This is a genomic window from Wolbachia endosymbiont of Tribolium confusum, assembly GCF_020405475.1.
Lineage (GTDB): Bacteria > Pseudomonadota > Alphaproteobacteria > Rickettsiales > Anaplasmataceae > Wolbachia.
The window spans coordinates 1-23,281 of the sequence record NZ_JAIZNT010000011.1; the positions used below are offsets into that span (position 1 = coordinate 1).

Annotated in this window: 20 protein-coding genes and 3 pseudogenes; 11 read left to right on the forward strand and 12 right to left on the reverse strand. The window is 34.3% G+C overall.

Annotated elements, in window-relative coordinates:
• From LEM02_RS06390 to LEM02_RS06400, 3 genes and pseudogenes are all read left to right on the forward strand, one after another.
• Positions 1-187 (forward strand): annotated as a pseudogene (locus tag LEM02_RS06390) (phage baseplate assembly protein V); the annotation flags it as partial.
• Positions 184-438: a PAAR domain-containing protein gene (locus LEM02_RS06395; protein WP_226080738.1), complete on the forward strand. Its 255-nt coding sequence runs from the start codon at positions 184-186 to the stop codon at positions 436-438. The pseudogene LEM02_RS06390 and the gene LEM02_RS06395, both read left to right, overlap by 4 nt.
• Before the next feature lie 43 nt (positions 439-481).
• Complete coding sequence (locus LEM02_RS06400) at positions 482-1,513, forward strand: PDDEXK nuclease domain-containing protein (protein ID WP_226080742.1); 1,032 nt, start codon at positions 482-484, stop codon at positions 1,511-1,513.
• A 66-nt stretch (positions 1,514-1,579) separates the two neighbouring features.
• Here LEM02_RS06400 and LEM02_RS06405 read toward each other — a convergent pair.
• Positions 1,580-1,687 (reverse strand): annotated as a pseudogene (locus tag LEM02_RS06405) (IS110 family transposase); the annotation flags it as partial.
• Positions 1,688-1,757: 70 nt separating this feature from the next.
• Between LEM02_RS06405 and LEM02_RS06410 the strand changes: the two are divergent.
• The gene (locus LEM02_RS06410; protein WP_226079221.1) at positions 1,758-2,990 is read left to right on the forward strand and encodes an IS256 family transposase; all 1,233 of its coding nucleotides are present in this window, start codon (positions 1,758-1,760) and stop codon (positions 2,988-2,990) included.
• A gap of 155 nt (positions 2,991-3,145) precedes the next feature.
• Here LEM02_RS06410 and LEM02_RS06415 read toward each other — a convergent pair whose 3' ends face one another.
• From LEM02_RS06415 to dprA, 3 genes are all read right to left on the reverse strand, one after another.
• Positions 3,146-3,412 carry a hypothetical protein gene (locus LEM02_RS06415; protein ID WP_226080592.1) on the reverse strand — a complete coding sequence of 89 codons (267 nt, stop codon included), beginning with the start codon at positions 3,410-3,412 and terminating at the stop codon, positions 3,146-3,148.
• A 366-nt stretch (positions 3,413-3,778) separates the two neighbouring features.
• Positions 3,779-3,919 (reverse strand): hypothetical protein, encoded by a 141-nt coding sequence (locus LEM02_RS06420; RefSeq protein ID WP_226080744.1) that lies wholly within the window; start codon positions 3,917-3,919, stop codon positions 3,779-3,781.
• A 265-nt stretch (positions 3,920-4,184) separates the two neighbouring features.
• Complete coding sequence (gene dprA / locus LEM02_RS06425) at positions 4,185-5,261, reverse strand: DNA-processing protein DprA (protein ID WP_226080746.1); 1,077 nt, start codon at positions 5,259-5,261, stop codon at positions 4,185-4,187.
• A gap of 61 nt (positions 5,262-5,322) precedes the next feature.
• On the opposite strand from dprA, the gene LEM02_RS06430 reads away from it, so the two are divergent.
• The 4 genes and pseudogenes from LEM02_RS06430 to LEM02_RS06445 all read left to right on the forward strand — a co-directional run.
• Positions 5,323-5,697: a ferredoxin family protein gene (locus LEM02_RS06430; protein WP_226080747.1), complete on the forward strand. Its 375-nt coding sequence runs from the start codon at positions 5,323-5,325 to the stop codon at positions 5,695-5,697.
• A gap of 359 nt (positions 5,698-6,056) precedes the next feature.
• Positions 6,057-7,010, forward strand: coding sequence for a D-alanine--D-alanine ligase (locus LEM02_RS06435; RefSeq protein ID WP_226080748.1), 954 nt, complete (start codon positions 6,057-6,059; stop codon positions 7,008-7,010).
• Positions 6,991-7,749 carry a cell division protein FtsQ/DivIB gene (locus LEM02_RS06440; RefSeq protein ID WP_226080750.1) on the forward strand — a complete coding sequence of 253 codons (759 nt, stop codon included), beginning with the start codon at positions 6,991-6,993 and terminating at the stop codon, positions 7,747-7,749. Before LEM02_RS06435 ends, LEM02_RS06440 begins: the two co-directional genes overlap by 20 nt.
• Positions 7,750-7,960: 211 nt before the next feature.
• Positions 7,961-8,821, forward strand: a pseudogene (locus LEM02_RS06445) (helix-turn-helix domain-containing protein); the annotation flags it as partial.
• Positions 8,822-8,856: 35 nt separating this feature from the next.
• Here LEM02_RS06445 and LEM02_RS06450 read toward each other — a convergent pair.
• From LEM02_RS06450 to LEM02_RS06460, 3 genes are all read right to left on the reverse strand, one after another.
• Positions 8,857-10,089, reverse strand: a complete 1,233-nt coding sequence (locus LEM02_RS06450) for an IS256 family transposase (RefSeq protein ID WP_226079221.1) — start codon at positions 10,087-10,089, stop codon at positions 8,857-8,859.
• 502 nt (positions 10,090-10,591) lie between these two features.
• On the reverse strand, positions 10,592-11,752 hold the full coding sequence (locus LEM02_RS06455; protein WP_226080752.1) for a hypothetical protein: 1,161 nt from the start codon (positions 11,750-11,752) through the stop codon (positions 10,592-10,594).
• Between the two features lie 177 nt (positions 11,753-11,929).
• A complete protein-coding gene (locus tag LEM02_RS06460) occupies positions 11,930-12,283 on the reverse strand; it encodes a hypothetical protein (RefSeq protein WP_226080754.1) in 354 nt (117 codons plus the stop codon).
• Positions 12,284-12,711: 428 nt separating this feature from the next.
• Between LEM02_RS06460 and LEM02_RS06465 the strand changes: the two genes are divergently transcribed.
• Together LEM02_RS06465 and ccmA are read left to right on the forward strand one after the other, a co-directional pair.
• Entirely contained in the window at positions 12,712-13,143 is a 432-nt protein-coding gene (locus LEM02_RS06465) for a hypothetical protein (protein WP_226080756.1), read from the forward strand.
• A gap of 346 nt (positions 13,144-13,489) precedes the next feature.
• Positions 13,490-14,113, forward strand: a complete 624-nt coding sequence (gene ccmA, locus LEM02_RS06470) for a heme ABC exporter ATP-binding protein CcmA (protein WP_226080758.1) — start codon at positions 13,490-13,492, stop codon at positions 14,111-14,113.
• Between the two features lie 61 nt (positions 14,114-14,174).
• Here the strand turns inward: ccmA and argS are convergent, their stop codons facing one another.
• The 5 genes from argS to ubiE all read right to left on the reverse strand — a co-directional run bounded on the left by argS (position 14,175) and on the right by ubiE (position 21,988).
• Entirely contained in the window at positions 14,175-15,875 is a 1,701-nt protein-coding gene (gene argS, locus LEM02_RS06475) for an arginine--tRNA ligase (RefSeq protein WP_226080767.1), read from the reverse strand.
• 207 nt (positions 15,876-16,082) lie between these two features.
• Positions 16,083-17,999: a hypothetical protein gene (locus LEM02_RS06480; protein ID WP_226080768.1), complete on the reverse strand. Its 1,917-nt coding sequence runs from the start codon at positions 17,997-17,999 to the stop codon at positions 16,083-16,085.
• An 86-nt stretch (positions 18,000-18,085) separates the two neighbouring features.
• On the reverse strand, positions 18,086-18,712 hold the full coding sequence (locus tag LEM02_RS06485; protein WP_226080769.1) for a hypothetical protein: 627 nt from the start codon (positions 18,710-18,712) through the stop codon (positions 18,086-18,088).
• Between the two features lie 720 nt (positions 18,713-19,432).
• A complete protein-coding gene (locus LEM02_RS06490) occupies positions 19,433-21,130 on the reverse strand; it encodes an ABC transporter ATP-binding protein (protein WP_226080770.1) in 1,698 nt (565 codons plus the stop codon).
• A gap of 159 nt (positions 21,131-21,289) precedes the next feature.
• Positions 21,290-21,988, reverse strand: coding sequence for a bifunctional demethylmenaquinone methyltransferase/2-methoxy-6-polyprenyl-1,4-benzoquinol methylase UbiE (gene ubiE, locus LEM02_RS06495; RefSeq protein ID WP_226080771.1), 699 nt, complete (start codon positions 21,986-21,988; stop codon positions 21,290-21,292).
• A gap of 125 nt (positions 21,989-22,113) precedes the next feature.
• On the opposite strand from ubiE, the gene LEM02_RS06500 reads away from it, so the two are divergent.
• Entirely contained in the window at positions 22,114-23,262 is a 1,149-nt protein-coding gene (locus LEM02_RS06500; RefSeq protein WP_226080772.1) for a multidrug effflux MFS transporter, read from the forward strand.
• Positions 23,263-23,281 lie beyond the last annotated feature (19 nt).

Below are 23,281 nucleotides of genomic sequence, written 5' to 3' on the forward strand. Positions count from 1 at the left end.
ACCAGAGAATAGTGAAATGATTAACAGTTTAGTATTTCAAGATGGAACAAAGTTATTGTATGACAAAGAGAGCAAGAATCTTGAAATTTCTGTAGTGGATAAATTAAATTTCAAAGTAGGAAAATCAGAGATAGAAATGACAAAAAGTGGAATCAAACTGAAAGCAGAAAGGATCGACTTAAATTGAACAAAGGAATAGTGAGGTTAGGAGACTGCTGTGGAGAAGCTATACCACATTTCTGCATTAGCGGCAGTAACAATGTTTTTGTAAATGGTAAGCCAGTTTGCCGAAAAGGAGATAATTTTACAGAAGGTAGAGTATTAATTGAAGGATCAAAAAAAGTGTTTGCAAATGGCTATAGTATAGGAAGAGTTGGAGATTCAATATCTTGTGGTTCTAAAGTAATAAGTGGTAGTAGTAATGTTTTTTCAGGATAAAAATAAACCATCTGCTATACTTACCAAAAGTAAAGTTATGAATATGGATATAACTACTAGCCTATTAGGAGACATTAGTAATTTAATAGATAGAGCAAAGAATCATCTTTCTGTTCAATTCAATTCTACTCTAGTATTGTTGAACTGGGAAATTGGCTCCAGAATTGATCAAGATATTCTAAAGCACAAACGTGCAGATTATGGGAAGCAAATCATCTCCCAACTTGCAAAAGAACTTCAGATTAAATATGGACGTGGTTTTGATAGAGCGTCATTATTTCGTATGGTGCAATTTTCTAAATTCTTTTCTGATCAAGAAATTGTCGCGACACTGTCACAACAATTGAGTTGGTCACATTTTGTAGAAATTATTGCAATTTCTGATGAGCTGAAACGTAATTATTATATAGAAATGTGTCGTATTGAAAGGTGGAGTGTTAGAGCACTACGTAGTAAAATCGATACTATGTTGTATGAACGTACAGCGCTAGCAAAAAAACCTGAAGAGTTTATAAGAAGGAGTATAAAAAATTTACGTGAAGAAAATATGTTAGCAACAGAATTCATTTTTCATGACCCATACTTCCTTAGCTTCATGGAATTGCCATCAAGTTATAGTGAGACTGATCTAGAAAATACAATCTTGGATGAATTGACAAAATTTTTACAAGAGTTTGGGAGTGATTTTTGTTTTGTAACACGTCAAAAAAGGATGAGTACTAAAACAACTGACAGGTATTTGGACCTGCTATTTTTTCACAGAGGATTAAAACGTCTTATAGCAATAGAACTAAAAATAGGTCGCTTTGAACCAGCTTATAAAGGACAGATGGAATGGTATTTAAATTGGTTAGATAAAAATGAACGAAAAGCAGGTGAAGAAAAACCGTTAGGGATTATTTTATGTGCTGATAAGGATCAAGAGGATATAGAATATCTTGAACTCGAAGGCTCTAATATTCATGTTGCACAGTATTTAACACAGCTTCCTTCTAAAGAAATTCTTGAAAAGAAGTTGAGAAAGGCTATTTCTATAGCACGTGAAAAACATGCAAGTATTAAGTCAGAGCCATGAAAAATATATGAGAGATACCGTCTTGCGAGTCAACAAAAAATTGCATCATAAAATCAAATGTTGATTTTAAAGTACTAAACCTTCAGTCAGCTTCCTAGTCCTATAGTTGTTGATATGATCTGGATCAAAAGCCTTTCTTGAACTTAAAACACCAAAAACTATATGGAGTAACTGGGAGTGTTAAATAAACTGTGTCAAACCAAGAAATAAAAATATAATTGATATAAAAAAATGGAGGTTTGACATGAGTCAAGTAAACAGAACTACCGGTTTGGTAGACTATAAAGAACTGGAAGCAAATATTCTATCATCGATAAGAGAAGGAAGGCCGCTGACGGGAAGAGATGGAGCATTAACACCGTTTATAAAAAGGTTGCTAGAGGCAAGTCTGGAAGGTGAAATAGAAAGCCACATGTCAGCTAAAAGTGAAGAAAATAACCGAAGAAATGGGAGAAACGCAAAAACTTTACGCACGAGTGGAGGCTCATTTGAGTTGTTAACACCTAGAGACAGGGAAGGAAGCTTTGAACCCCAAATAGTTAGAAAAAGACAAACAAGCCTACATCCAGAACTTGAAGCAAAGGTCTTAAGCACATTTGCCAGTGGCATGGGATACAGAGATATAGCGTCACATATTGAGGAAATTTACGATCACAAAATATCGGCGGCAGAGATATCAAGTATTACTGACAAACTGCTACCAGTAATCAACGAATGGCGTAGTCGTCCGCTGCAGTCTGTATATCCGATAGTTTTCATGGACGGAATATTTTTTAAAGTCAAGGAGGACGGGCATTGTGTAAGTAAATGTATGTATAATATATTAGGTATAGATCAAAATGGCAGAAAAGAAGTATTAGGTTTTTATTTAGCTGAAAGTGAAGGAGCTAACTTCTGGTTGGGAGTACTAAATGATCTCAAAGAGAGAGGAGTGGAAGATATTCTAATTGCATGTGTAGATGGGCTAAAAAGCTTTCCTGCAGCAATAAACGGTGTGTTCCCTAATGCAGAAGTGCAGATGTGTATAGTGCATCAGATACGTAACTCACTGAAGTATGTAGCTAGTAAAGATGCAAAGAGTTTTTTGAGTGATTTAAAGAAGGTATATCAAGCTTCAAGTAAGGAAATTGCCGAGAATTATCTGTTGGAATTAGATGAAAAATGGGGCACAAAGTACCCTATGGTTATAAAATCTTGGCAGAATAATTGGGAAAACCTATCTGGTTATTTTAAGTATTCCGATCCAGTTAGGAGGATAATCTATACTACTAATCCCATAGAGGGGCTACATAGGCAAATTAGGAAATTCACCAAAACCAAGGGCTCATTTACCAACACAAACGCCTTGTACAAACAGGTATATTGTGCTATAAAAAAAGTAGAGCAAAAATGGGTAATGGCTTTGCCTAATTGGGCATTAACTATATCTCAGCTCGATATTTTCTTTCCCAACAGATTGAAAATTCAGTTGAGCTAAAAATGTGGTTTGACACAGTTTATTTAACACTCCCTAAGCATCAAAAATCTCGCTGTTGCAGTAGCCTTCAGGAAGCTTTAACTTTTCCTTCATTCAGTGCTCCAATCATGCTTACCCTCTTTCTTTTAAACCCTGGGCAAATAACCTCTTTGAGACTACCCATATTCATAAAATTCATTGTCCTCCATTCCAGACTCATCTATGTATATCAAGTTTTCTTTATTTATTTCTTCTACTTTTTTTATGAACTCTTTGCGTTTCTCTTTATCTCTTTCTCGATAAAGAAAAGTTTTTTTATATGTATAGTTTACTTTGCTAAGGTAGTTATATACTGTGTTTCTACACATATTACCAAATTCTTCAATTATCTTTTCAATTCTAATATCCTGATTTCCATCCAGAAATTTGATAAATCTATCCATATCTTTAATCTTATGGCCATATCCTTTGTGATAACCTGAATATGGTTTCTGTTTCTTCTTTCCTTTTCCTCCACAAATATATTGGTTTTATGCTCACTTTGAATATTTGACTGATTTTTTTTATCGTCATTGTTTTTTATCGACTCCTTTGAGAACACGTTCTTTCAGATCCTCACTATATGGACTTGGCATCTTCTTCTTTTTCATTACTTATTATACCATTCTAACCAATTTTGCCATATAGCTAAACCTTTCTTGGGTTAGCTATAGATGATAAAATATTTGATTCTAGTTCTTTATAGTCTACTAATCTGGTAGTTCTATTTGCTTGACTCATTTCAAACCTCCATTTTTTATATCAATTTATTACTTTTCTTTTCGGCTTGACACACTTTTTTGAACGTTCCCCACTTTTTCTATCACCTTTTCAAATCCTTCTACAGTTAAGCCTGTTATATTACGAAAATTTCTTGGGTGTTTCTTTATATTGTAGTAACTAAAGCTCATTTTTTTACCCTACTCTATCTGCTTATTCCTCCTCTACCTCTCTCCCATCATTTTATCATTACCTTTTGCAGCAGGTCTATTGATGCACGAGTCTGGAATCTAGGAATTCTGATTATATATTAAGTTAGTAAGTATAAAAGTTATGTAAAAATACAACGTTTTTAGTGAGATTACGGAAAGCCAGCGTCACACGCTGGAATGACATCTTTCTTGGTGGACTCAAATCATAATGTTTGTACGGTTGTGGACTTATAACTAAAGCAATCTAGAAAATTAATGATATTTTATTCCCCGGCGAACGCTCTATTTTATTTTCCGTCTCTAGTTCCAAAAGAGCCATTAGAGCTATGTTGGTAGAAAGTCCACTTGCTAATATAAGTTCATCTATATCAACAGGTACAGAGTTAATATGATCAACTATAATAGATTTTGCCTGATGTAATTTTCCTTGTTTTTGGTCAGCAACGGTATCAAATAGACTTTTTTGCTGAGGAGGTAAACTAAATCTCACGCTCTCTATTATGTCATCAGCAGATTCAACAAGTTTAGCGCCGTTTTTAATTAAATAATTACTACCACTACAGCGTGAATCTAAAGGGAAACCAGAAACTGCAAATACCTCTCTCCCCTGATTCAAAGCAAAATCTGCTGTGATGAGAGAACCAGACTTTTTTGATGCTTCAATTACCACAACACCGAGTGACAGACCAGATATAATTCGATTCCTTTGAGGAAAATACTGAGGCTTTGGTTTAGTAGCAAATGGAAGCTCAGTAATTACTAATCCGCCATTTTCAGTGATTCTTTTGTATAAATCAAGATTTTCTCTTGGGTATACTACGTCAATTCCGCTTGCTGTGACAGCAATGGTTGGGTGATTTTTGTATATTACACTGTTTGCTGCAGTATCGATCCCTCTTGCAAGTCCAGAAACGATAATAAAACCGGCTTCACTTAAATCGAGTGCCAACTTATTGGCAAAATTTCTTCCATTGATTGAAGAATTACGTCCACCGATTATTGCAATTATCTCACGGCTTAACAATGATATATCACCAAGTGTAGTTATTACAGGAGGACAACCAGAGATATTCCTTAAAATGTCAGGGTAATCTGGATCACATGCTGGTATTATTTTGGCTCCAATTTTTTCTGCATTCTTAATTTCTTCTTGTACATTTTTAATTCCATAATCCTTGTTAGCCAATTCATTAAGATACTTAAGCACTTCATCTAGTGAGCCACATGCTCTTAGTATACTAAAAAACTTTACTGGCCCCACAGTTCTAGCCAAGCTTAGCCATATTTCTAATTCTTCGTTATTTAATTTATTTATCTTCATAAAAGGCTTGAATTTCTTATCAGTTTAGTGTACCCAAGATAATGCAAATATACAGTATTTTATGACGCATTTTGTTACAGATAAATGCATAAAATGTAAATATACGGACTGTGTAGAAGTATGTCCCGTTGACTGCTTTTATGAAGGTAAAAATATGCTCGTGATTAACCCAGATGAGTGTATTGATTGTGGAGTATGTATACCTGAGTGTCCAGTGGATGCGATTGTAACTGATGATTCCATAAAAGATATTTTAGAACTAGATGAAAAGTTATTGAACAGCGAACAAAAAACCTTCAAATCATTTTACAACATAAATGTAGAATATTCGCAAAAGTGGCCAAACATTACAGCTAAAAAGCAACCCCTAGATACAGCAGAAGAGTATAAAGAAAAGAAGGATAAAACAGCTTATTTTGACGAAAATTTAGGATAATATTAACAAAAAAAAGATCAGACTTCTTGCATAACCATATGAAAAACTACCAACTCACTCTTCTTTGTCATTCTAGTACGTAACGCAAAATCGTACGAACATTGTAATTTGAGTCCACCAAGAAAGATGTCATCCCAGTGTCAAGCACTGGGACCCAGTTAAATTTACGAGCATAAAATTAGCTGCTTTATGTTAAAATATAACGTTTCTGACAATGATGGAAACCAATGTCAGCTACTTTTATGACACCACTTACCACCTGCAAATTGCAATATCTGTACATAGTATAGAATTTTTCAAAACGTTTTTTTATTGAAGGTAAAAGTATCTTTTATATATGATATATAGCAAAGTATAGAATGCTTATGGTTCCAGCTATAGCAATTTTAAGTGGTGGATTTTCTTGCGAAAGAGAAATATCACTTATGAGCGGAAAAGCAGTAAAGAAAGCGCTTGATAGCCTTTTATATAATGCAATAGAAATAGATGTTGATAGTAACATTGCTCAAAAGCTTAAAAAAACTAATCCCGCTCTTGCTTTTATTGCTCTACATGGGCCTTATGGTGAAGATGGCTGTATTCAAGGTTTATTGGAAATCTTAGGTATAAAATATACACACTCAGGAGTTATGGCTTCTGCTGTTGCGATGAACAAGGCAATGTCAAAACATATATTTCAGTCTCTTAATATCGACACTCCAAAAGGTTATGTAATTAGTCGAGAAGATATGCTAAAAAATAATATTAAAATTGATTATCCATACGTCTTAAAACCGATTAACGAAGGCTCAAGCATTGGAGTACACATGATTTTCTCGCATGAGGATTACTTAGAGCTGAAAAATAACAATTCTACTATAATGGAAAAGATGATCGTAGAAGAGTATATACCTGGTATAGAGTTACATACTGCTGTGTTGCTGAACGAAGCAATTGGCACTATGGAAATACGACCAAAAAATAAATTCTATGATTATGAAGCAAAGTATACAGATGGATTTGCAGAACATATATTTCCTGCTGAAATTCCTGACAATATATATAAAATGACCTTGGAACACGCACTAAAAGTTCATCAATTTTTAGGATGCAAAACTGTTTCCCGCTCAGATTTCCGTTATAATCCCAAAAATAACACTTTAAAAATGCTTGAGATTAATACACATCCTGGCTTTACTGAATTATCGTTAGTACCAGAAATTGCAAAATTGACAAAAGGAATTGATTTTAACGAATTAATTAAAATTATTGTCAAAGACAGTTTACACCACAAGAATATTAGAGATCAAGCCGATGTTGAACAATGTTACTAGAAGCCAAAGGAGTTTTTTGCGCAAGTGTGCTTTCATGATTATAACTGCACTTTTCCTTACACTAATACTTTATAGTTCACTTGATAAAATAACAAATCGATTCAATTACTACTTTACTTGGTGTAACGATCGCTTATCGAGCTTATTAATTAGCAATGGATTTTCAATCGACAAAGTAACCGTTACTGGAAACAAATTTACAAATGAACAGGACATTCTAAGTTTAGTAGATAGAACACAACCTATCATGTATGTATCACTCTCAAAACTAACAGATAATATACAATCTGTAAGCGAATGGATAAAACATGTAAGAATTTATAGGATTTTACCCAACACCTTACGCATTGATGTAAATGAACACAAACCTTTTGCTCTTTGGAAAGATGATAACAGAACTTCAGTAATTGACTCTGAAGGTAAAGTAATCGTAGATGATTACCAGATAGATAACCTCGTTATAATCAAAGGACAAAATTCGTTATCAAGCCTAAAATTCATTAAATATATACTAGAGAGGAAAACTCAATTAAGTGATCATATTTCTTCTTGTGTTTATGTAGGCAATAGAAGATGGAATATCATACTCGATGACAGTGCCACAGTAAAATTGCCTGAAGATAATCCTTATAGCGCATGGGATTATTTAAGCCACTTGCAAAATACAACCGACTTTACTTTTAGCAATTGGAGGATAATTGATATGCGTGTTGCTGATAAGATCTTTGTGAAGAAGTGATCTGCTCGGTGCTCCTTTTCATGTCATGCAAGTAGCCCTTTCTCTGTCATCCGAGTAGCTTAAAACTGGAATCCAGATTGCAAGTAATCAATTAGGTTGGGTGAGTATGGGTTTTGCATTATAGAAGGAAGCATTAACTGTACTAAATAACACTTAATCTGACACTTTAAAAAAGTAAGTTATAAAATAATAAGAACAAGGAGTGTTAGAAATGAATACAATGCAAACGAAAATATTAAAACCAAAACTAGGTTTATTAGAGCTAGCAAAACAGCTCGGGAATGTATCTCAAGCGTGCAAGGTAATGGGATATTCAAGACGTTTTATAGATTCAAGGAGTTATACGAAAATGGAGGAGAAGAGGCGTTACATGAAATCAGCAAGAAAAAACCGCTATTTGCAAACAGAGTTTCCGAAGATATAGAAAGAGCAGTAGTAAATATTGCAACAGAATTTCCAGCATATGGACAGCAAAGAGCTGCAAATGAGCTGAGAAAAAGAGGTATCCGAAGGTGGTTGTATGGCTAAGAAATGACATTGAAACGTTCAAAAAAAGACTTAAAGCCCTTGAAGCAAAGGTTGCACAAGATGGCATAATTTTAACTGAAGAGCAACTTGCAGCTTTAGGGAAAGTGAAAGAACAAAGATGGTGAAATTGAAACAGAGCATCCTGGTTATTTGGGTTCTCAAGACACTTATTATGTAGGCAATATAAAAGGTATAGGAAGGATCTACCAGCAAACTTTCATTGATACCTATTCAAGGGTTGCTATGGCAAACAGACAAAACTGCAATCACTGCTGCAGATCTTCTTAATGATAGAGTCATACCATTCTTTGATGGACAAAATGTGCCATTATCCCGCATTTTGACTGATAGGGGTACAGAATACTGTGGCAAACCAGAGAATCATGCTTATCAGCTTTACTTGGGAATTGAAAACATTGATCATTCAAGAACTAAAGCCAATTCTCCACAAACTAATGGCATATGCGAGAGGTTTCATAAAACTATGCAAGATGAGTGTTACAATATTATCTTTAGAAAGAAAATCTACAGTTCTTTGGAAGATCGGGAGTGTTAAATAAACTGTGTCAAACCACATTTTTAGCTCAACTGAATTTTCAATCTGTTGGGAAAGAAAATATCGAGCTGAGATATAGTTAATGCCCAATTAGGCAAAGCCATTACCCATTTTTGCTCTACTTTTTTTATAGCACAATATACCTGTTTGTACAAGGCGTTTGTGTTGGTAAATGAGCCCTTGGTTTTGGTGAATTTCCTAATTTGCCTATGTAGCCCCTCTATGGGATTAGTAGTATAGATTATCCTCCTAACTGGATCGGAATACTTAAAATAACCAGATAGGTTTTCCCAATTATTCTGCCAAGATTTTATAACCATAGGGTACTTTGTGCCCCATTTTTCATCTAATTCCAACAGATAATTCTCGGCAATTTCCTTACTTGAAGCTTGATATACCTTCTTTAAATCACTCAAAAAACTCTTTGCATCTTTACTAGCTACATACTTCAGTGAGTTACGTATCTGATGCACTATACACATCTGCACTTCTGCATTAGGGAACACACCGTTTATTGCTGCAGGAAAGCTTTTTAGCCCATCTACACATGCAATTAGAATATCTTCCACTCCTCTCTCTTTGAGATCATTTAGTACTCCCAACCAGAAGTTAGCTCCTTCACTTTCAGCTAAATAAAAACCTAATACTTCTTTTCTGCCATTTTGATCTATACCTAATATATTATACATACATTTACTTACACAATGCCCGTCCTCCTTGACTTTAAAAAATATTCCGTCCATGAAAACTATCGGATATACAGACTGCAGCGGACGACTACGCCATTCGTTGATTACTGGTAGCAGTTTGTCAGTAATACTTGATATCTCTGCCGCCGATATTTTGTGATCGTAAATTTCCTCAATATGTGACGCTATATCTCTGTATCCCATGCCACTGGCAAATGTGCTTAAGACCTTTGCTTCAAGTTCTGGATGTAGGCTTGTTTGTCTTTTTCTAACTATTTGGGGTTCAAAGCTTCCTTCCCTGTCTCTAGGTGTTAACAACTCAAATGAGCCTCCACTCGTGCGTAAAGTTTTTGCGTTTCTCCCATTTCTTCGGTTATTTTCTTCACTTTTAGCTGACATGTGGCTTTCTATTTCACCTTCCAGACTTGCCTCTAGCAACCTTTTTATAAACGGTGTTAATGCTCCATCTCTTCCCGTCAGCGGCCTTCCTTCTCTTATCGATGATAGAATATTTGCTTCCAGTTCTTTATAGTCTACCAAACCGGTAGTTCTGTTTACTTGACTCATGTCAAACCTCCATTTTTTTATATCAATTATATTTTTATTTCTTGGTTTGACACAGTTTATTTAACACTCCCACTGGTTTCACATGCGTCTGAACAGACACCATTTTACAGCATTTTAAATTTGTCCTGTGAAATGTTTGTACAGTTGCAATAAAAATTACTTGACAAATTTTGACAGCTTTGTTACTTTGGTAGTGAAGGTATTCTAGAGCTCGAAATCTATCTTCGTCTGCAGACTTTTCAACTTCATTAATTTATAATCTCTAGTTAAGGTATATTGTACTTATGTATAGATAACTTCTATTATAGCTATATACATTTTTCTGAGTTTTTTTGTATTACTTAGGAGGATCATCATGTTTAAAATCATGGATTACGCATATCATTGACATAAATGTCTTTAAAAGGACAGATGGTACCTACGTCCTCTTTATATAGATTATGTATTTGTTCAGATACGACTAAATTGTGTCTAGTGTAGAAAAAATTAGACAAATTCAGCCTTACATAGAACCAAATTCAACGGAAGTAGAATTATCCTCATTTCCATAATAGTAAGGATTTGCTTCTTGCGTATTATTAACAGCAGTTTTTAATAGTACTTCCTTATCACTATCCCATGCAACTTTCTCCATAATTGCAGTATAATCTTTACACTTTTGATCATTTTCACAGTCCTTGATTTTACCATTAAGCTTTAGATAAGGCTTTAATGAATTATAGTGTACTTGAGTGTTATTACCCTCTTTATCTATCATTTGCCCTAAAGTATTAACAAGTATCAATGGTGCAACTTGTTTCGCTTTTATAATACTTGCTTCATTGGAGTTTTTAATGAGATCAGGACATGATTTTCTAGAAAAAAAATTCTTGTTGTATTCTTTAGTATTGTAGTAATTGTTAGAGTAGCAGAAACTCTTAACCTTCTCCTCTTGACACGCTAACTCTTGTGGACTATTAGTGCATTTAACACATTTTGTATTACTAAAATTAGGTATTGAATCAAGAACTTCTGTAAAGGCAAATTTAAAATTTGCTGCACCATAACTACCCTCTGCTCCCTTTTCTATATATGGTATAATTTTAGAATTACTGTACATCTCAGGATACAATTTCTTTAATAAGTCAGATGTATTAAAACCTTGATAACCTATCTTATTATTCGATTTATACAAAGTAGCCTTAGGCCCACAAATCTCTGGCAGGCTACGATCTGGTGTTATTTCTTGAGATGTAATTTCTCCACTTTCATTCCCTCCTTCATTGGTAACATGTTTGCCTCTATCATTTTCATCCTCTCCCCTAATACTAGGTTTATCTTTATCAGTGCGATCGTCCTCATTGGTAACATGTTTGCCTCTATCATTTTCATCCTCCCCCCTAATACTAGGTTTATCTGTACCGATTCTTTTCTCATTTTTACATTCTTCAGCTGCTTTTTTATACCACTCAGTCTCTGCTTTTGCCATGTTAATTTTACACTTTAAAAGTTCTTCTTTTACTCCTTCGATCTTACTCTGCATCACTTCTTCTTTCTCCTGTTCAATTTTGTACCTCAAAACTTCCTCTTTTGCTAGCTTAGCTTCTAATTTTGCTTGTTCAGCTTCTGCTTTAATAGCATCACATTTTTCCTGATTAATTGCCTGTCCACCGTTTTCTTTCATCTTCTCAGCATTTTTTTTACACTGTATTAACTCATTTTTTGTTGCCTCAGCTTCATTCTTAGTTTGTTCTACCTTCCCTTTCTCTTCTTGAACCTGTAATTTTAACTCATCAACTTCTGCCTTTGCTGCTTTAGCTTCATTCTTAGCTTGTTCTACCTTCCCTTTCTCTTCTTGAACCTATAATTTTAACTCATCAACTTCTGCCTTTGCTGCTTTAGCTTCATTCTTAGCTTGTTCTACCTTCCCTTTCTCTTCTTGAACCTGTGACTTTAATTCACTAGTTTCTGCTTCTAATTGTGTAATTTTTCTTTGTGATTCCACAGCATCTTTTTTACACTGTATTAACTTATCTTTTGCCTTCTTAGTTTCATCTCTACAGTCACGAAGTAAATCTTCTTCTGATTTATCATCCTCTTCTCCCGCAACCTGATCTTCTAGATTTTCGACTTGCTCACCCTCTTCACCATAAAAAAGTTTGTTGGCATATAAATTACTATTATTAACTTGATCGCTATAGATATTGTTTGACATTGTGACCTCCTATATAGTCAAAACTGGAATTAAATTAGAGTATAAAAGCTAAGCATTCAACATGAGTAAAAGAAACCACAGTTCAGGAAATCTCAGGTTAACTCAGAAATTATTATAAGCCAAAATGATTAAAATTTTATAACTTCTATTGTAGATCTAGCATGATAACCAACAATTATTCAATTTCCACCTTACTCACCAGCTTGACACAGTCCATCTTTATTCATTAGAGAACCGTGATTCCTCTACTCTCCAACGATTAATCACTTGTCAGTTTTGAGTGTAGTAGTTGATAGCCTGTACGTAAATACGTTGCTTTTGTCCTTTAGAAATTTTTAGTCTACTATCTTTATCCAGAAAAAAATTGTAAAATTTCTATAGTTATGGTATAATTGTAAATACCGCTTGCCAATAAGCTAAGTATAAAAATGCCGTTCGGACAAATCACTACATATAGCACGATATTGCTTGCTATAATTGCAGTATTTCTCTTTTTGAGAAAAATATACAAAAATCACATTAGAAAAATTATATTTCCTCTAAAAGTTCTCAAAGAAGAGTGGGAAGAAAATAGAAGATTTAATGAATTATATCAAAAAAATAAGCAAAAAGAGTTGATGAAACAACAGGAAATGCTAAGCAAGAAGCAAAAAGATATTCAAGTTTACAAAGAAGATCTAGAAATAGTTGATATAACAAAGCCGCTAGGTAAATGGACAAAGATGGTTATGATGGGTAGTGGTTTAATGAAGCATTTTGCACAATTGATACACAGAGAAGGTGATAAAAAAGGATTTTGGGAGCTATTTATAAAAGCTCAATCTTCAACTAAGGGTAAACATAAAGGAAAAGGCAGATGAAGTATCCGTTGTATAACCTGGTTTCTGGCACTAAACTTCTTAAGCGTTATAGTCAGTCAAGTATAAGGGTGTTATCCCAGTGCTTGAAACTGGGATCAAGCTCTCCATGTAATCTAGTCAAAAATATTAATTTTAACATAAAACAACTATTTTTATGCCAACCAGCTCAGCGTGCTTACTTAAAATTTCTGATCCCAGTTTCAAGTACTTGGATGACACCATCTGCTACCTACAAACCCAATGTTCGTACAGTTGTATGTCAAACACTGACTGTTTGTTGTGCAGGCTATCCAATGTTCATACACTGAAGTGTTTAGGCTCCAAGTTCTTTTTAAAGGTTCAGTAGATGCTTGAATGTAAAAATCTATCCTGTGCTCGTAATAACAAAGTATTATTTAAAAACCTCAATTTTAAAGCTGAGCCAAAATCAAAAATCTTAATCACTGGTCCAAATGGTAGCGGCAAAACCAGCTTAATCAGAAGTTTATCTGGACTCTTACCGCCAGTATCAGGCAATATAAGATACTGCGGAAAAGACATATATGATGATCCAAAATCCTTTATATCTTCCATGGTTTACGTAGGACATAAAAACGCCTGTAAAGATAGCTTAACAATTGGTGAAAACATAGAATTCTGGGCAAAAATACGGAACACTAGAGAATTAGTTATGGCAGCTGCTTATTGTTTAGAGTTGCAACCTGTATTTAACATTAGATATGGTGAACTTTCTGCAGGCTGGAAAAGAAGAGTTGCGCTTGCCCGCCTTTTAATTTCTAATGCAAATATCTGGTTGATAGATGAACCTTTCTGTAATCTTGATAGCACAACATGTGAATTAGTATTGAACCTAATCTCAATACGCTCTGAGCAGAACGGTACAGTAATTATTACAGGACATAGCTCTACAGAACAATTGTGTGACTTCAAGACAATCGACATACGTGATTTTAACAGACCTCTTGTATAATTTTTAGCCTTATTGTACTTACTCAATAATTTATTATCACATTTAATATCACGCATTAAAATTAACTCATCTCTTTCAAAGGCTCTATATTAAAAATCGAAAGTCCAGAAGCAATGACGTGTGCTAAGGCTTGGACAAGAAACATTCTTGCAGCGGTGAGATTTAAGTTATTCTCCAGTATAAACCGCATATTTAAATCACTTTTGCCATATCCCCATAAAACGTGAAACGCTTCTGCAACTTCAAGTAAGTAGAAAGTGATTCTGTGTGGCTCACAAAGCCTTGCAGATATTTCTACCACATCTGGCCACTTTGCTAAGGTTTTTATGAGGAATAGCTCCCCATCTGTCTTTAAAAGTGAAGGGTCTGCTGTTGGGAGCTCTTTTGGAGCATTACGCATTAACGAATGAGCACGGGCGTGCGCATATTGCACATAAAAAATAGGGTTGTCTTTTGACTGTTCTTTAACTTTAGCAAAATCAAAGTCCAAGACCATATCATTCTTGCGTGTTAACATTATAAAACGAGTTATATCCCTGCCAACCTCTTCCACTACATCCCTAGCTGTAAGAAAATTTCCTGATCTTTTCGACATCTTAACAGGTTTGCCATTTTCGAAGAAATTCACAATATTATGCAGTTTTACCTCTATCTTTGCTTGATCATCACTGAGCGCAGAGACAACTGCTCTAAGCCTTTTAATATAACCGCCATGGTCACTGCCGAGCTCTACGATCATATTGTTAAAACCACGTGATATCTTATCAAAATGGTAAGCAATATCCGATGCAAAATAAGTCCAGCTACCATCCTCTTTTTTTAGTGCGCGGTCAACATCATCACCAAATTTTGTAGAGCAAAATAACATTTCTTTTCTGGAAATCCAATTTTCATTCTCTTTACCTTTTGGTTTCTCCAGGTACCCTTCATACACTAGACCCTTATCAGATAATATCTTTATACTCTCTTCGATTTTACCACGTAGCTCATACTCTGAAGTAAAGACATCATGACTTACTCCAAGTAAGTTCATGTCTTCCTTTATTATCTCTAAAATGGAACTTAAAGTATACTCTCTAATTATTTGATTATCATCCTCTTCTCTAAGCTCCTTGCCATATTTTTTAGCTAGCCCCTCCCCTATTGGTTTTAAATATTCACCTGGGTATAAACCTTTTTCGATGCTAATTTTCTCTCCCAGAGCTTCCTTATACCGCAAATATACTGACCGAATTAGCGTATCTATCTGCGCTCCAGCATCATTGATATAGTACTCCTTAGTAACTTTATAACCAACTTTCTTTAGCAAATTTGCTAAAACATCACCAAACACTGCCCCTCTTGCATGACCAATATGTAGTGGCCCAGTTGGATTTGCGGATACAAACTCAACATTGATGGCCTGATTGTTTCCAATGTTGAGAGTGCCAAACTCCGTTTTTAGCTCATTTATTTGTTTTAAAATCCCATGCCATACTTCCATTTTCAAGTGCATATTGATGAACCCAGGACCTGCTATTTCCACTTTTGCAACTTCATCAAAAGATTTAAATTCTTCTGCTAAGATCCCTGCAATCTCAACTGGATTCTTCTTTTCATGTTTTGCAAGCACCATAGCAACGTTTGTGTAAATATCTCCATGCGCTCTATTGCTCGGAGGTTCCACAATAAAATTTTCCGCACTTGTATTTATGATACCCCTTTGCTTCAACTCATTTAATTTGCTGGAAATTAGAGAGGAAACCTGTTTGAAAATGTTCATTAACTAAAAAGCTATAAAACCTGTAGCAGTATAGCGAATAAGTGGGGCTAGTTGAAGAGTTATCTCATGTCATATAAGTTTCTATTGGCAAATGTAGCTCAATTGGCAGAGCGTCAGTCTATGGCGCTAAATGCCGCCAGCTGTTCATTCATTTTATTTTTCTACAAAAATGCTTTCTAAGCTGAAAAGCTTAGAAAGCATTCAGTCTTATACAAAATTAGTATCAACGGAAACAGAATTATCCTCATTGTCATAATAGTAAGGATTTGCTTCTTGTAAATCACCAGAAACAGTTTTTAATAGTACTTCCTTATTAGTATCCCATGCAACTTTCTTCATAATTTCAGCAAAACTTTTACACTTTGCGTCACCTGCACAATCTTTTATATGGCCATTAGCTTTAAGATAAGGCGACAAGCTGGAATACGCCATTTGAGTGTTATTACCTTCTTTATCTATCATTTTTCCTGAGGAATCAACAAGTATTAGCGGCGCAACTTGTTTTACTTTAATAGTAGCTGAACCGGATACTTTAACAAGATTAGGGCATGTCCTTTCAGCAAAGAAGCTCTCGTTATAGCCTTGATTCATATATATACCTGCAGGGTAGCAGAAACTTTTAATTTCATCACCTTGACAGGCAATCTCGCCTAAATTATTCGAACACTTTTTACACCACATATTGCTAACATTTCCCCATGAGTAATCAAAAGGTTCTGAAAAAGCAAATTTGTAATTTACTGCACCATAGAAGACCTTTGATCCCATTTTCAAATGTTCCGCAATTTTAGGGTTATTATACATCTCAGGGTAAAATGCCTCTAGTAATTCAGATGTACTAAAACCGTGGCGACCTACCTGATTATATGTATTGTAGTAACCACCAAAACTTCCACACTTTGTAGCATCAGCATGATCCTGGGTTATTTCTTTAGATACAATGGAAACTGTTTCTTCGACTTCATTTCCATCATCGTCACCACCTTTTTTCTTGCCATTTTCATCATCGTCATCACCTTTTTTCTTGCTATTCTCATCATCGTCACCACCTTTTTTCTTGCCATTCTCATCATCGTCACCACCTTTTTTCTTGCCATTTTCATCATCGTCATCACCTTTTTTCTTGCTATTCTCATCATCGTCACCACCTTTTTTCTTGCCATTCTCATCATCGTCACCACCTTTTTTCTTGCTATTCTCATCATCGTCACCACCTTTTTTCTTGCCATTCTCATCATCGTCACCACCTTTTTTCTTGCCATTCTTCTTACAATCTATCTCATCCTCTATTTCTTTTTTTATTTTATCCTTTATCTCATTTTTAATCTTTTCTTTCAGTTCATTCTTAGTCTTGTCATCAATCTCACACTTAAGATCTTTCTCTAGTTCATTTTTAATCTTTTCTTTCAGTTCATTCTTAGTCTTGTCATCAATCTCACACTTAAGATCTTTCTCTAGTTCATTTTTAATCTTTTCTTTCAGTTCATTCTTAGTCTTGTCATCAATCTCACACTTAAGATCTTTCTCTAGTTCATTTTTAATCTTTTCTTTCAGTTCATTCTTAGTCTTATCACCAATCTCACACTTAAGATCTTTCTTTAGTTTACCCTCTATTTCTTCTTTTATTTTATCCTTTATCTCATTTTTAATCTTTTCTTTCAGTTCATTCTTAGTCTTATCACCAATCTCACACTTAAGATCTTTCTTTAGTTTACCCTCTATTTCTTCTTTTATTTTATCCTTTATCTCATTTTTAATCTTTTCTTTCAGTTCATTCTTAGTCTTATCACCAATCTCACACTTAAGATCTTTCTTTAGTTTACCCTCTATTTCTTCTTTTATTTTATCCTTTATCTCATTTTTAATCTTTTCTTTCAGTTCATTCTTAGTCTTATCACCAATCTCACACTTAAGATCTTTCTTTAGTTTACCCTCTATTTCTTCTTTTATTTTATCCTTTATCTCATTTTTAATCTTTTCTTTCAGTTCATTCTTAGTCTTATCATCAATCCTAGAGTTAGGGTCTTTACCATCATCTAGCTTTGTATGTAAATTAATTTTCAACATATGTGGCAGTTGATGTGTATTCTTATAATTTAAATAACGAACATTGTTTTTTAACATAAAATATCTCCTTTAATAAAAAAATATTATTTAAAAATTAATACAAAATATAAAGTGTATACTAATAATATATATCTTAACTATTTTTATATAATAAAAACATTGTATTCTGGTGCTAATATCTCTTCAGGAGAAAATGCTGATTCTTTGCGCACATCTACTATAGAAGCATTTATCGCATCCACACAAGCTTTGCATTCAGGATTACTATCACACTGTCCTCTGATACGATTGTCTGGAGCAATTTCAAGATTGTTGTCATTTTTATCAATAATTTCTTTACATTTTGCAAACATTAAACCACTAGATTCCTTAGTCTTGGCATCTTTAATCTCTCCAGAAACTGCATCAACTACTATTGAAAGCTTTGAAAAGTCAATTGGTTTTTTAGGTTCTGGACAAGCAGGACACTCAGGGCAAGCGGGTATGTCAGGACATTTTACATCAGGACAAGCGGGTATGTCAGGACATTTTACATCAGGACAAGGGTCAGGACATTTTACATCAGGACAAGGAGGTATTTTTACATCAGGAAGATATATATCTAATCCAAGTCCATTACAACACGGATCAAAGTGGTCATGGCGATGTAGGTTAAAGTGGTTATGACAATGTGGACCAAAATTATTATGGTACCGTGGGTCAGTTGTGCAAGCTGTGCGCGTAGGAATACATGAACCAACACGCGGAGATGAGGAAAAATTATAATTCATAAGAATCCTTAAAAAAATAACTATTAGATTATTATAGGATAAAAAAGTTAATGATTTAATAATTCTAAGGTTAAAACTAGCATATACAAACTTACAGTACATTTCAAAATACGACTTTAATATAGAAGATATTCGCATTGAAAAGCTTTGCCACAGCAAAATAATGCTAAGATTTCAAGAAAAAGCTGTCAGTAGTCAAATTAGTTATATTGCTGGAACAAATTTTGGTAGAACTGCTATAGCCAATGTAAATGACAAGCAAGCACCTGTTTATTGTATTTTAAAGCAAAATGTGAAGCACATGGTTTTCCCATGTGCTATTGGAAGTACGTATATCAAGAGTGAAAGAACGTACGTTTGTTAGTGATTTAAATCTAATCTCTTAGCAGAAAAAATCAAACGTATCACAAGGATTATAACACGTATCATAATAGTTATGATATGAGTTAAAATGATTGTGACACAAATTAGTAGCACAAGGTGCGTATGCAGGTGCAGAAGCTTGTGCACAGTGCAAAATTGGTGCTGGTAAAACTTGTGTTGGCAAATTATAACCCGTAAATGGTAGTTTTGGCAAATTATTGTAATTATAAACCATAATAATCCTTTAAAAAATACTATGAGATTATTATAAATCAAAATGATTAAAAACTTAATAACTTTAATTATAAATCTAGCATATCAACTAACGATATGATTTAAATTTTCTTTCAACTTCTACTATATCTTCACCAATTTTGCATACAGTCCATCTCTACTCATTAGAGAGTCATGAGTGCCGACTTCCTCTACTTTCCCGCAATTAATCACTATAATCTTGTCAGTTTTAAGTGCAGTTGAAAGTCTGTGTGTAATTATAATTGTTGTTCTGTTTTGCATTAATTTGCTTAGAGCTTTTTGCACGAGGCTCTCACTTTTATAGTCGAGGGCGGAAGTTGCTTCATCAAGTATTAAAACCTGAGGATTTTTTAGTATTGCTCTCGCTATTATGATGCGTTGCTTTTGCCCTTCAGAAAGTTTTAATCCTCTTTTTCCTACAAATGTATCAAATTTATCCGGCAGCGTATCAATAAATTCCATCGCATAAGCGCTGATAGCTGCTCGCTTCACTTCCTCATGTTCAGCACTCGGCTTGCCATATAGTATATTTTCCATTATTGAACAAGAGAATATCATATGGTCTTGTGGTACTAAGCCAAACAGCAATCTTAGATCACTTAGCGCAATTGTCTTAATATTCTGTCCATCGATAGTAATACTGCCTTCACTTGGATCGTGAAAACGGAGCAGAAGCTTTAAAATGGTGCTTTTACCACTGCCAGATGGTCCAACAATTGATACTGCTTGACCTGCCTCTATAGAAAATGATACGTTATTTAATGCTGGCTTATCAGCATAAAAAAATGTTACATCGTTAAACGAAATTCCTTTTTGAACACTATTGATCCTTATAGGATTATCATTATCTAATATAGAGCTTTTCATGTTCATAAATTCAAATAAACGCTCTACAATTCCAAGACCTCGTTGCAAATCACTGATGTTATCGCTTAGATTGTTTACAGCCCCTGCAGCAAGTGCTGAATAAAACACAAATGAGGAGAGTTCTCCAATGGTCATATTATTACTTAAGACTTCTTTAATACCGAAGAAGAGCAAAACAACTAGCGAACCTATCACACACGTGATAACTAGAGTTACTAAAATAGCACGCAAGAGTACTAATTTTACGTATGATTTTGATACTGAGTTTAGATGTTTCTGAAAACGAATTTTTTCATTTTCTTCTAGTACAAATGATTTAATGGTTACTATAGATCTAAAATTTTCCTCACTAAATGATGCAAGCTCACTTAATTTATCCTGAGCAAAGCGTGCATAATTGCGAACTTTTTTTCCAAGTGAAGTCATGATAATGAGCAGTATGGGTATTATTGCAGCTGCATATGCGGTTAAATGTAGATTTGTGTATAACAGCATTGCAACACTACCAGTTAGTACCACAAAATTCCTTAATATTGTCAGTAAGCTGCTGTTTATTATCGATTGCAATGCAGAGGTATCAGTAATTAATGCTGAGATAACATCTTGCACACCTGTATTCTCAAAGAAACTTGGTTGTAAATCAGTAATACTGCTATATAAGTCATATCTGATTCTTGCGACAACTTTTTCGCTGCCAATGCCAATGAAATATAACCGAGTAAATGCAGTGAGAGAAATACCCAGAACTATCAGTATTGCAACTAATAATTTGGTAGTAAAATCATGCTCTGCGCCAGAATCAATTATGTTACTTAAGCCTTTGCCAAAAAGAAGAATCGTTAAAGCTGAAAATAGAACTGCAATAAAAGCTACAGTAAAATAATGTAGACTAGGTTTTATATAGTAAAATAACTGCTTAATATTAGATCGCATTTTATTTTAAAGTTAAGTATTTAGTTTCAGGAAAAAGTTACAGCATTAGTCCACAGTGTAACTCCTGAGAGCAATACGTTCAAGAAACTTTAGCTTCTGAAGGAAAAACGCTGCGAAATTACAGAAAGTTAGCAAAAGAACTACTAAATAGACCAGAGTTTATTTTGTTCCAATATGTAATGCTACTATTCCATAGCTCATATTATCAAACTCAACACTCCTAAAGCCTACCTCTTCAATTTCCATTTTAAAGTTAGTCTGAGTTGGAAATTCTCTGATGCTTCTTACTAGGTATTCATAAGAACCCTTATCTTTAGCAACTATGCTGCCAATTTTAGGAATTACTTTAAATGAGTATAAGTCATAAAATTTGGTGAATATCTCATTTTGATAATGCATAGGAGCAAACTCCAAGCAAAGAAATTTCCCACCTGGCTTCAATACCCTATATGCTTCACTTAAAGCCTTCTTACGGTCAGAAAAGTTTCGAATACCAAAAGCTACTGTATAATAATCAAATTCGGAATCTTCAAATGGTAAACTCTCTGCATTTGCACATACCCAATTGAAATTTAGCTGATTTGAATTTATAGCTTTATCACGCCCTTTGTCCAGCATGTTTTGATTTATATCACATACTGTAACTTGAGCACTTGGCTCCCCTCTTGCTATTCTTATAGCTATATCTCCGGTTCCTCCAGCAATATCCAAAACCTTGGAGTGCTTTTTAAAATGCACACTACTTACCATCTTCTCTTTCCATAGCCTGTGCATTCCAAGGCTCATTATATCATTCATAATGTCGTAGCGATTTGCTACAGAATCGAAAACCTCTTTAACTAATTGTGATTTATCCATATTTTATACAGAGATTAGCAGTTAAATTAATATACTAATGAGAAAAATATACTACAATTAAACATATTTAATCCAGTAAATCATTAGTGTCGACAGCTTTTTCACAAAATATCATCTCTCTTATTATGATATTATCTGTAGCAGTTGTTGATATGGCAACAGACTTATACTCAGTTGCATTGCCAAGTATTGCCAACTATTTTAAGGTGAAAGGTAATATAGCGCAGCTTACGATCAGTTTAAATTTATTAGGAGTTGCAATATCTGGATTAATTTATGGCCCATTGTCAGACTATTATGGTAGGCGCCTAATAATGCTTATTGGTATGACAATTTTTACTTTGGCAAGTATTGTATGTTGCATAGCTGATAATATTATACTTTTAATATTAATCCGTTTTATACAAGGAGCAGGAGCTGGTGTTGCAGGCGTTGTCGGATATGCAGCAATCAGGGATATGTACTCAGGTAGTGAATACTCAAGAGTAATCTCAAAGTTAAATATGGTAGTAGCACTTTCACCTGGAATAGCTCCAGTGGTAGGCAGTTATATAATTTCACATGGTTATAGTTGGAAGTTTTTGTTTTTTATCATATCACTTGCCGCAATTATTATGCTCATTTTTATTTACTTGAAGCTGCAAGAAACGCTGACTGTAAATAAAAGTAAAGCCAGTATTAATATCTTCAAGCAGTATATATTAATATTTAAGAATTATCGTTTCCTTGGATTTTCAACCATTCATGGATTAACTTTCATGTGGCTTTGGGCATACATTGCTAACTACCCGTTCATATTTGAATCAATGGGCGTTGAAGTACAATATTTTGGCTATCTTATATCAATCATAGTTATATTTTACGTAATCGGCACTTTAATTAACAGAAGGTACGTACCAAAAATAGGGGTTAGCAAGATGCTAATAATAGGTTTGGTATTACCAATAATATCCGATGGTTTATTGGTATATTTTTATTTCACAAACAAGTTGAGCGTACTTATTCTTCAAGTTCTTTGGATTCCAAGCAATATCGGACTTGCACTCGTAATCAGCAATAACGTGACTTCTGCTTTAGAAACGGTCAAAAGTATAGGGCTTGGTAGTGCAGTTCTCTCATTTTGCAATATGATGTTTGGGGCTGTTGGAATATACATAGTAGGAAAATTCTTTTCTTATGGCATTTTACCAAATTTACTATTAACAGTTGTATGTTCTACAGTTGCAGTTTTTGTATATGGCTTACTCAAATACACTGAAAAACACGAAGGATAATCATTATTTCTACAACCCA

Bases quoted from the DNA above. Each gene is read 5' to 3' on its own strand.
- LEM02_RS06400 (WP_226080742.1), top strand. From the start codon at position 482: ATGGATATAACTACTAGCCTATTAGGAGACATTAGTAATTTAATAGAT.
- LEM02_RS06410 (WP_226079221.1), top strand. From the start codon at position 1,758: ATGAGTCAAGTAAACAGAACTACCGGTTTGGTAGACTATAAAGAACTG.
- LEM02_RS06415 (WP_226080592.1), bottom strand. From the start codon at position 3,412: ATGGATAGATTTATCAAATTTCTGGATGGAAATCAGGATATTAGAATT.
- LEM02_RS06420 (WP_226080744.1), bottom strand. From the start codon at position 3,919: ATGAGCTTTAGTTACTACAATATAAAGAAACACCCAAGAAATTTTCGT.
- dprA (WP_226080746.1), bottom strand. From the start codon at position 5,261: ATGAAGATAAATAAATTAAATAACGAAGAATTAGAAATATGGCTAAGC.
- LEM02_RS06430 (WP_226080747.1), top strand. From the start codon at position 5,323: ATGACGCATTTTGTTACAGATAAATGCATAAAATGTAAATATACGGAC.
- LEM02_RS06435 (WP_226080748.1), top strand. From the start codon at position 6,057: ATGCTTATGGTTCCAGCTATAGCAATTTTAAGTGGTGGATTTTCTTGC.
- LEM02_RS06440 (WP_226080750.1), top strand. From the start codon at position 6,991: ATGTTGAACAATGTTACTAGAAGCCAAAGGAGTTTTTTGCGCAAGTGT.
- LEM02_RS06450 (WP_226079221.1), bottom strand. From the start codon at position 10,089: ATGAGTCAAGTAAACAGAACTACCGGTTTGGTAGACTATAAAGAACTG.
- LEM02_RS06455 (WP_226080752.1), bottom strand. From the start codon at position 11,752: ATGAAAGAAAACGGTGGACAGGCAATTAATCAGGAAAAATGTGATGCT.
- LEM02_RS06460 (WP_226080754.1), bottom strand. From the start codon at position 12,283: ATGTCAAACAATATCTATAGCGATCAAGTTAATAATAGTAATTTATAT.
- LEM02_RS06465 (WP_226080756.1), top strand. From the start codon at position 12,712: ATGCCGTTCGGACAAATCACTACATATAGCACGATATTGCTTGCTATA.
- ccmA (WP_226080758.1), top strand. From the start codon at position 13,490: ATGCTTGAATGTAAAAATCTATCCTGTGCTCGTAATAACAAAGTATTA.
- argS (WP_226080767.1), bottom strand. From the start codon at position 15,875: ATGAACATTTTCAAACAGGTTTCCTCTCTAATTTCCAGCAAATTAAAT.
- LEM02_RS06480 (WP_226080768.1), bottom strand. From the start codon at position 17,999: ATGTTAAAAAACAATGTTCGTTATTTAAATTATAAGAATACACATCAA.
- LEM02_RS06485 (WP_226080769.1), bottom strand. From the start codon at position 18,712: ATGAATTATAATTTTTCCTCATCTCCGCGTGTTGGTTCATGTATTCCT.
- LEM02_RS06490 (WP_226080770.1), bottom strand. From the start codon at position 21,130: ATGCGATCTAATATTAAGCAGTTATTTTACTATATAAAACCTAGTCTA.
- ubiE (WP_226080771.1), bottom strand. From the start codon at position 21,988: ATGGATAAATCACAATTAGTTAAAGAGGTTTTCGATTCTGTAGCAAAT.
- LEM02_RS06500 (WP_226080772.1), top strand. From the start codon at position 22,114: ATGATATTATCTGTAGCAGTTGTTGATATGGCAACAGACTTATACTCA.